The 6629-nt window shown below is 52.5% G+C and carries 7 protein-coding genes and 1 pseudogene; 1 reads left to right on the top strand and 7 read right to left on the bottom strand.

The annotated features are described in order from the left end of the window. A pseudogene (locus tag EXW96_RS21510) lies at positions 1-246 on the top strand (hypothetical protein); the annotation flags it as partial. A 993-nt stretch (positions 247-1239) separates the two neighbouring features. Here the strand turns inward: EXW96_RS21510 and thpD are convergent. The 7 genes from thpD to ehuC are packed head-to-tail and all read right to left on the bottom strand — an operon-like array spanning position 1240 to position 6629. Next, positions 1240-2268: an ectoine hydroxylase gene (gene thpD, locus EXW96_RS21505; RefSeq protein WP_174351373.1), complete on the bottom strand. Its 1029-nt coding sequence runs from the start codon at positions 2266-2268 to the stop codon at positions 1240-1242. Then, positions 2213-2614: an ectoine synthase gene (locus EXW96_RS21500; RefSeq protein WP_054817566.1), complete on the bottom strand. Its 402-nt coding sequence runs from the start codon at positions 2612-2614 to the stop codon at positions 2213-2215. Before EXW96_RS21500 ends, thpD begins: the two co-directional genes overlap by 56 nt. A 4-nt stretch (positions 2615-2618) precedes the next feature. Beyond that, positions 2619-3932: a diaminobutyrate--2-oxoglutarate transaminase gene (gene ectB, locus EXW96_RS21495; protein WP_254611490.1), complete on the bottom strand. Its 1314-nt coding sequence runs from the start codon at positions 3930-3932 to the stop codon at positions 2619-2621. A gap of 24 nt (positions 3933-3956) precedes the next feature. Further along, positions 3957-4478, bottom strand: coding sequence for a diaminobutyrate acetyltransferase (gene ectA / locus EXW96_RS21490; protein ID WP_062409733.1), 522 nt, complete (start codon positions 4476-4478; stop codon positions 3957-3959). A 15-nt stretch (positions 4479-4493) separates the two neighbouring features. Continuing rightward, positions 4494-5279 (bottom strand): ectoine/hydroxyectoine ABC transporter ATP-binding protein EhuA, encoded by a 786-nt coding sequence (gene ehuA, locus EXW96_RS21485; RefSeq protein WP_137670354.1) that lies wholly within the window; start codon positions 5277-5279, stop codon positions 4494-4496. 30 nt (positions 5280-5309) lie between these two features. Continuing rightward, positions 5310-5972, bottom strand: coding sequence for an ectoine/hydroxyectoine ABC transporter permease subunit EhuD (gene ehuD / locus EXW96_RS21480; RefSeq protein WP_174351372.1), 663 nt, complete (start codon positions 5970-5972; stop codon positions 5310-5312). A 3-nt stretch (positions 5973-5975) separates the two neighbouring features. Then, positions 5976-6629 (bottom strand): ectoine/hydroxyectoine ABC transporter permease subunit EhuC, encoded by a 654-nt coding sequence (ehuC, locus tag EXW96_RS21475; RefSeq protein WP_062409736.1) that lies wholly within the window; start codon positions 6627-6629, stop codon positions 5976-5978.

Genomic DNA, 6629 nt, shown 5'->3' with positions numbered 1-6629 from the left:
CCACCCTTCACTCCGCAAAAGCAGTCGGCACAATTGTTTGCCGTTGATCCGGGCGGTATCCGGAATTGCCTATTCCAGTTTGTGTATATCTGGCAAACCAACGGAGATCAGTACTGGATCTACCTTACGTTTGTCGGACGCAACTCCATAGCCGGATTCCGTTGGTTCGGCCGGGGAAATTTCGGACACTGGGTTTACTTCGGTCTCGATTTGCGCCGCATCGAATCATTCTTTTGCCACAGATAATCAGCAGGCCCTGTGTCGTACACGGGGCTCTTTTTTTGCAAAACTAGCCTCCCGTTTGCTCTGCCAAAGCTGCAATAATAAACAGAAACACCGACCGCAGCGATGACGCCGAACTGGGAAAGCAGGTTGCTGTATATCCAAGCGCCGGAATTTAAGCGGAATTAAGGGAAAACTAAACATTTGTTCGTCCAGTTCACGCGCCACGACAGCTATCCCGACGGCTCCGGAGATCATACCCACTAGATTGAATAGTCCCATGCCCGAGATTTCGCTGCTAATCAGAAGCGATTGTTAAATAAAGAAGAAGCCTTTTAAAAGTTTATCTGCAAATCCAAACGATAGTGAAAAGCATCGACAAGTTCTAATGCATCCCTACAAAAATCATAGGGGCGGACAGCAGATGCTTCGATCTTCATTTCATAATTCGCGCGTCCGTCAAATCGAATGGACATATTTCTTCACCGGATATATGCATCTGGAAGTTGGTAGTCGATTGTCTGAACTTGTGTGTAGAAGACTGGAACAAATTTTGCTGTAGAAGAATGCTGCAGAAGAAGGACTGTTTTTAGTACGAGGTATTTCCCCAAGTGCTATCCCAAAAGCCATGATTGTCCACTCTCCGCTTTGGCCGTTCGTTCGATCTTTAAGAAAAAAAGCTGCCAGCTCCACTTTAACAGTGGTTCTGGAAGCTTTTTCGCATAAAATCCGGCTTATTCCACTTTACTCTTTCGGACCGCCCCGGACATTCCAGTCGGCTAACCGCTTGATTCATCGACGCTGTAATCAAACCGGTCCGCTGCAAGCAAGACCGCCGTTTTTCCCGGAACACAAAATCCAAAGCCGGCGAGGGATCCCCCCGAGCAAGATAAGCCCGAATAACGCCTCCAACAGTCCTAACGGAAAGTCAACCGTTACCCCAAGTCAGCGCCCAGCCCAAGATCCGGATTATTTCTTTCTGCACATGAAATAAATGTCAGGCAGCGGAGCATGGGATCAGCGGGCAGCGATATAATCCGGACGAGGCTTTTGACCGGAGAACGGATCGACGATCCGGTTCTCCGTGCTGTTGTACACCAGAAACACGTTGCTGCGCGGCATCGGTGAGATGTTGCTGCTTGAGCCATGCATCAGGTTGCAATCGAACAGCAGAATCGAACCTGCTTTGCCGACCGGAGCCTCAATGCCGCCTTGGCGGACAAGCTCAGTCAGGCTGGTCTGGTCGGGCACGCCGTATTCCTGGCGCCGGAGAGAGCTTCGGTAATGGTCTTCCGGCGTCTCGCCCACGCAGGTCACGAACGTACGATGAGAACCGGGAACGACCATCAGCGGACCGTTAAAGTAGCTGTTGTCTTCAAGCGCTATCGAGCAGCTTAGCGCCCGCATTCTCGGCATACCGTCTTCGACGTGCCATGTCTCGAAATCCGAATGCCAGTAAAATTCCTTCCCGTTAAAGCCGGGCTTGAAATTAATACGCGACTGATGCACGTAAACATCGCTCCCCAGCAAATAACGAACGATGCCAAGAAGCTTGGAATGCTCGGACAGCTTGCGGAATACCGGGTTATCGCGATGCACCGCAAACACCGATCGTACTTCCCTGCTCTCCGGTTCGCGAATCACCTCGTCTTTATCCGAATGCCGCCCGGCTTCCTGGAGCCTCTTCAGCTCTTTACGCCAGACGTCAACCTCCTCATCCGTAAAAAAGTCCTCAAGGAACAAATACCCGTTCTTCTCGTAAAAATCGGATTGCTCCCTGGCAATCGGGCTCTCCTGCGTCCACTCTGAATATACGACAGGATCCTTACGGCTAATAAATTCGGCCACAGGCTTGATTCTGGAAGGATAAGCGTCCTCTGCATTTTCGTAAGAACGGGGATGTACCGCCGCTATTCCATCTTTTGTACGGGCATTCGATCCATCAAAAGCCACCGTTACCAGCTCCTTTTCTAATCTGTAGTACTCGTCTTTATCCGCGTGCTTCAGCTGCTTCCACAGATGCCGGATACACCCCGTCTTTGTCATGAACCTCGCGTCCCGTTAAAGGAGGATTAAATACACACACCATCCGCATATCCGTCTTCCCCCGAAGGTAGTGTTTTTCATGCCCGTCGAGCGCATAAAGCGTTCCCGGACGGATCGGATACGTTTGGCCGCCAATGACCTCGATTTCTCCTTCGCCTTCAATGCAGTACACGGCTTCCACATGATTTTTATACCAGATCAGCGTTTCCGTTCCCGCCTTAATGATCGTGTCATGCATGGAAAACCCCATGCCGTCCTTTTCAAGCAGCAGCCTGCGGGAATTCCAGGTCGGTGTGTCGACGTCGTCTTGGGTATGCACAACCTGCTCCAAATGTTTTACAATCATATATTTACGCTCCCTTCTCTTGAGACGAAATGCTTGCCGCCAGCTCTTTCATGCTGTCGGAGACCCGCTGCAGCCCTTGATCCAATACTTCATGATCTATCGTCAATGGAGGCATCAGCTTCGCCACTTCGCTGTCCGGTCCGGAGGTTTCCATGATGACTCTGCGCTTGAAAGCCGCTTCGCAGAGCAATCCGGCCTTCTTGGCGTCCGCAAAGGCAATGCCTTGAATGAAGCCTTTGCCCCGCACTTCCCCTTGCAGCTGAGGGTACAGCTTCACCTGTTCTTCCAAAAACGTACGCACCCGTTTCGCCTTGCGTATCACTTCTACCGAAAATGCATCGGTTTCCCAATACGACAAAGCCTCCGTGGCGGCGATAAAGGCCAAATTGTTCCCGCGGAATGTGCCGTTATGCTCTCCCGGAGCCCATACATCCAGCTCAGGCTTGATAAGTGTCAAGGCCATCGGGAGGCCATAGCCGCCGATCGATTTGGATAAACAAACAATATCCGGGCGAATCCCCGCCTCATCGAAACTGAAGAACGTCCCCGTCCGGCCGCAGCCCATCTGAACGTCGTCGATAATGAGCAAAATACCCCGTTGATCACAAAGCTTCTCCAGCCGTTTCAACCATGGAACCGAAGCCACATTCAGTCCGCCCTCGCCTTGTACCGTCTCCACGATAACGGCCGCCGGAAGAGGAACGCCGCTGCCCGGATCATCCAGCAGCTTCTCCATATAAGCCACTGTATCAGTGTCAGCGCCGAAATAGCCGTCGTACGGCATAAATACTGAATGATTTAAAGCCACGCCGGCCCCCTTGCGCTTAAACTTGTTGCCGGTCACAGACAGCGATCCCAGCGACATGCCGTGGAACGCATTCGTAAAGCAAAGCACCGTTTCACGGCCCGTGACTTTACGGGCGATTTTCATCGCGCTTTCCACTGCATTGGTTCCCGTAGGTCCCGGAAACATGACTTTATATTGCAGGCCTCTCGGCTTCAATATCACTTCTTGAAACCGGATAAGAAAGTCCTCTTTCGCTTTCGTAGCCATGTCCAGACTGTGGGTAATGCCGTCCTCCAACAAATACTGAACCAGCTTTTGTCGAATTCGCTCGTTGTTATGCCCATAATTCAATGCCCCTGCACCGGCGAAAAAATCAATATATTCCCGTCCGGCCACATCCCACAGCTTATCATTGCTCGCTTTCGAAAAAACCGTACGGAAGCTCCTGCAATAGCTCCGCACCTCCGATTCCAGCTCCTCAAAAACGTGCAGGGATGTCATTTCCGCGGTTTCTTTCATCGTTTGCGTCATTCGTCATCCTCCTCCTTTTCGGGTTTAAACGGATACGGGTTTAGGTTGAAGCGGTCCAATGCGATACAAGCTTTCTTCTTCATGAGAACCATGGCCCGGGAAAATCTCGGCCGGATAGCCCTTCCTCGCTATGAAAGCGATATTATACCGTCTTGCCAAACTGCCAAACAACTGCCGGGAAGCCTGATTGGAAGGGCTTATCGTCGCTTCCACGTAATGAACGGGGCGTTCTCCACATTGGGCCAACAGCTTTTCAAGAAGCGTTTTGCCGATTCCCCGGCCGCGATATTCCGAGGCGACCGCAATTTGCCAGACAAATAGCGTATCCTCACGACCAGAGGGACGAAAAGCGGATACGAAGCCCGCCAGCCTCCCGCCCTGCTCCGCCACAAGACAGGTGTCGCGGAAATAATCGCACAGCATGATATAGCAGTAAGCCGAATTGAGGTCCAACGCACCTGCCGAGCGTATCAACTCCCATACCTTGCCCCCGTCCTCTTTGCGGGGCTTTCGGTATCGAATAATTTTCGTATCGGTATGAGACATCCGATCCCTCCTTTGTCATACACTGACCGTTGAACGAAACCTCCTGAGAAAAGCTTGAAGACGTTCACTTTGCGGATGTTCAAACACCTCTTTGGGTGTTCCTTCCTCCACGATCCGGCCGTCGGCGGCAAATACGACGCGGTCGGCCACATCGCGGGCAAACTCCATCTCATGGGTGATGAGGAGCATCGCCATTTCGCCCTCGCTTGCAATTTCTTTGATGACTTCAAGCACCTCGCCTACCAGCTCAGGGTCGAGCGCGGAGGTTACCTCATCAAATACCATCACCTTCGGACGCATAACCAAAGCCCGCGCGATCGCCACACGCTGCTTCTGTCCTCCGGAAAGCTGCGCGGGGTAGGCGTCCAGCTTTTCCTCCAGCCCCACCTTTCGCAGCATGAGCACCGCACGCTCCCGCGCCTCTTCCTTGGCAAGTCCCAGTACACGAATCGGGGCTTCCGTTACATTGCGAAGTACGGTCATATGAGGAAACAGGTTGAAATGCTGAAACACCATCCCGATGCTGCTGCGCATCTGTTGCAGATGCTTCTCATTCGCGCGCACCTGCCTGCCGCCCGACTTCATATGCCAAAGCGATTCGCCGTTGACTTCAATCGTGCCGGAGGTTGGCTCCTCCAACGTCATCAGCAGGCGGCCGAGTGTCGTTTTGCCCGAACCGCTGGGGCCGATGAGGGCGACCTTCTCGCCAGGGGCGATATCCAAATCAATTCCTTTAAGCACCTCGATATCGCCGAAGCTTTTCCGAATGTTCAAGTATCTTACTACAGGATAATCCGTCATTTTGTTTCATCTCCTGTTCCTCGCCTCACGTCAAAGTCCTCTTTGACGATTCAGCCTGATTTCCAGTCTCCTGACCAGCAGAGAGGCCGGAAAACTGATCAGCAGAAACAGTATGCCGACCAGCGTATACGGCTCGAACACGCGGTACGAAACCGAAGCGATATTTTTGGCCGTAAGCAAGAGCTCCGCCAGCGTAATCGCAGAAAGGACTGGCGTTTCTTTGAACATCACGATCAAATAATTGCCCATGATCGGCACGATCGGCGGTATGGCTTGGGGCAATACGATGGAAAACCACGTTCTCGGTTTAGAAAAATTCAGCGCAGTCGCCGCTTCCCATTGCCCCTTGGGGACGGCTTCGATGCCGGAACGGTACACTTCGGATAAATAGGTGCTGTAATGAAGCCCCAAGCCAATGATCCCGACGGCAAAAGCCGAAAGCGAAATATTCGCTATCAAGGGCAAGCTGTAATACAGGAAAAACACTTGTACCAGCAATGGCGTATTTCGCACGAATGCCGTCAGGGCCTTTGCCGCCAAAGCCAACGGTTTCCGGCGCGATCTGGCAGCCAGGGCCAGAACCAGGCCGCCTGCGCAGGCTAAGGCAAATCCCCCTGCCGTTGCCATAACCGTCATCTTTAATGCCCTGAGCAGCTCCGGCAGGATTTGCAGCGTATATTCCCAATTCCACATCGGCTACATCCTCCCCGACGCCGCTTTTCGTTCAGCCCACCGGGTGCATAAGGACACAATATAGGCCAAAACAAAGTAAAACAGAAGCAGCAGCGCAAAAATGTACGGCGTCATCGGGTAGTATTGGTTTCGGAGCAGCATCGCCTGATACGTCATATCGGCGAGCGTAATGAAATATACAAGAGAGGTCGATTTCAGCAGTTCGATCATTAAATTGCCGAATGGGGGCAGCATACGAACAAAAGCTTGGGGAAAAATAATTCTCGTCATCCGATCATAAGATGTCATATTCAGTGCAGTCGCCGCCTCCCACTGCCCTTTGGGAACAGCCAGAATCGCGCTGCGGACGATCTCCGACCCGTATGCGCCGAAATTGAGCCCGACGGCAAGCACGGCCGACGGCAGCTTCGGAAGCTCCACCCCCAGGAACGGCAGTGCAAAGTAAAGCCAGAATAACTGCACCAAGAGCGAGGTTCCGCGGAACAGCTCAACGTAAACCGCTGCGGCCGTCCGTACGGTCCGCCATCCGGACAGCCTGCAGAGTCCCGCCGTCACGGCGGCTCCAAAAGCAAGACATCCGGCAAGCACAGCTACCAAGACCGTTACTTTAGCTCCTTCCAGAAGCTGCGGCAGCATACTCATTACGGAAACATCCAT

Source organism: Paenibacillus sp. JMULE4, assembly GCF_013337105.1.
GTDB lineage: Bacteria > Bacillota > Bacilli > Paenibacillales > NBRC-103111 > Paenibacillus_G > Paenibacillus_G naphthalenovorans.
The sequence above is the reverse complement of the archived record's forward strand: the minus strand, read 5'-3'. Positions and strand labels throughout refer to the sequence as shown.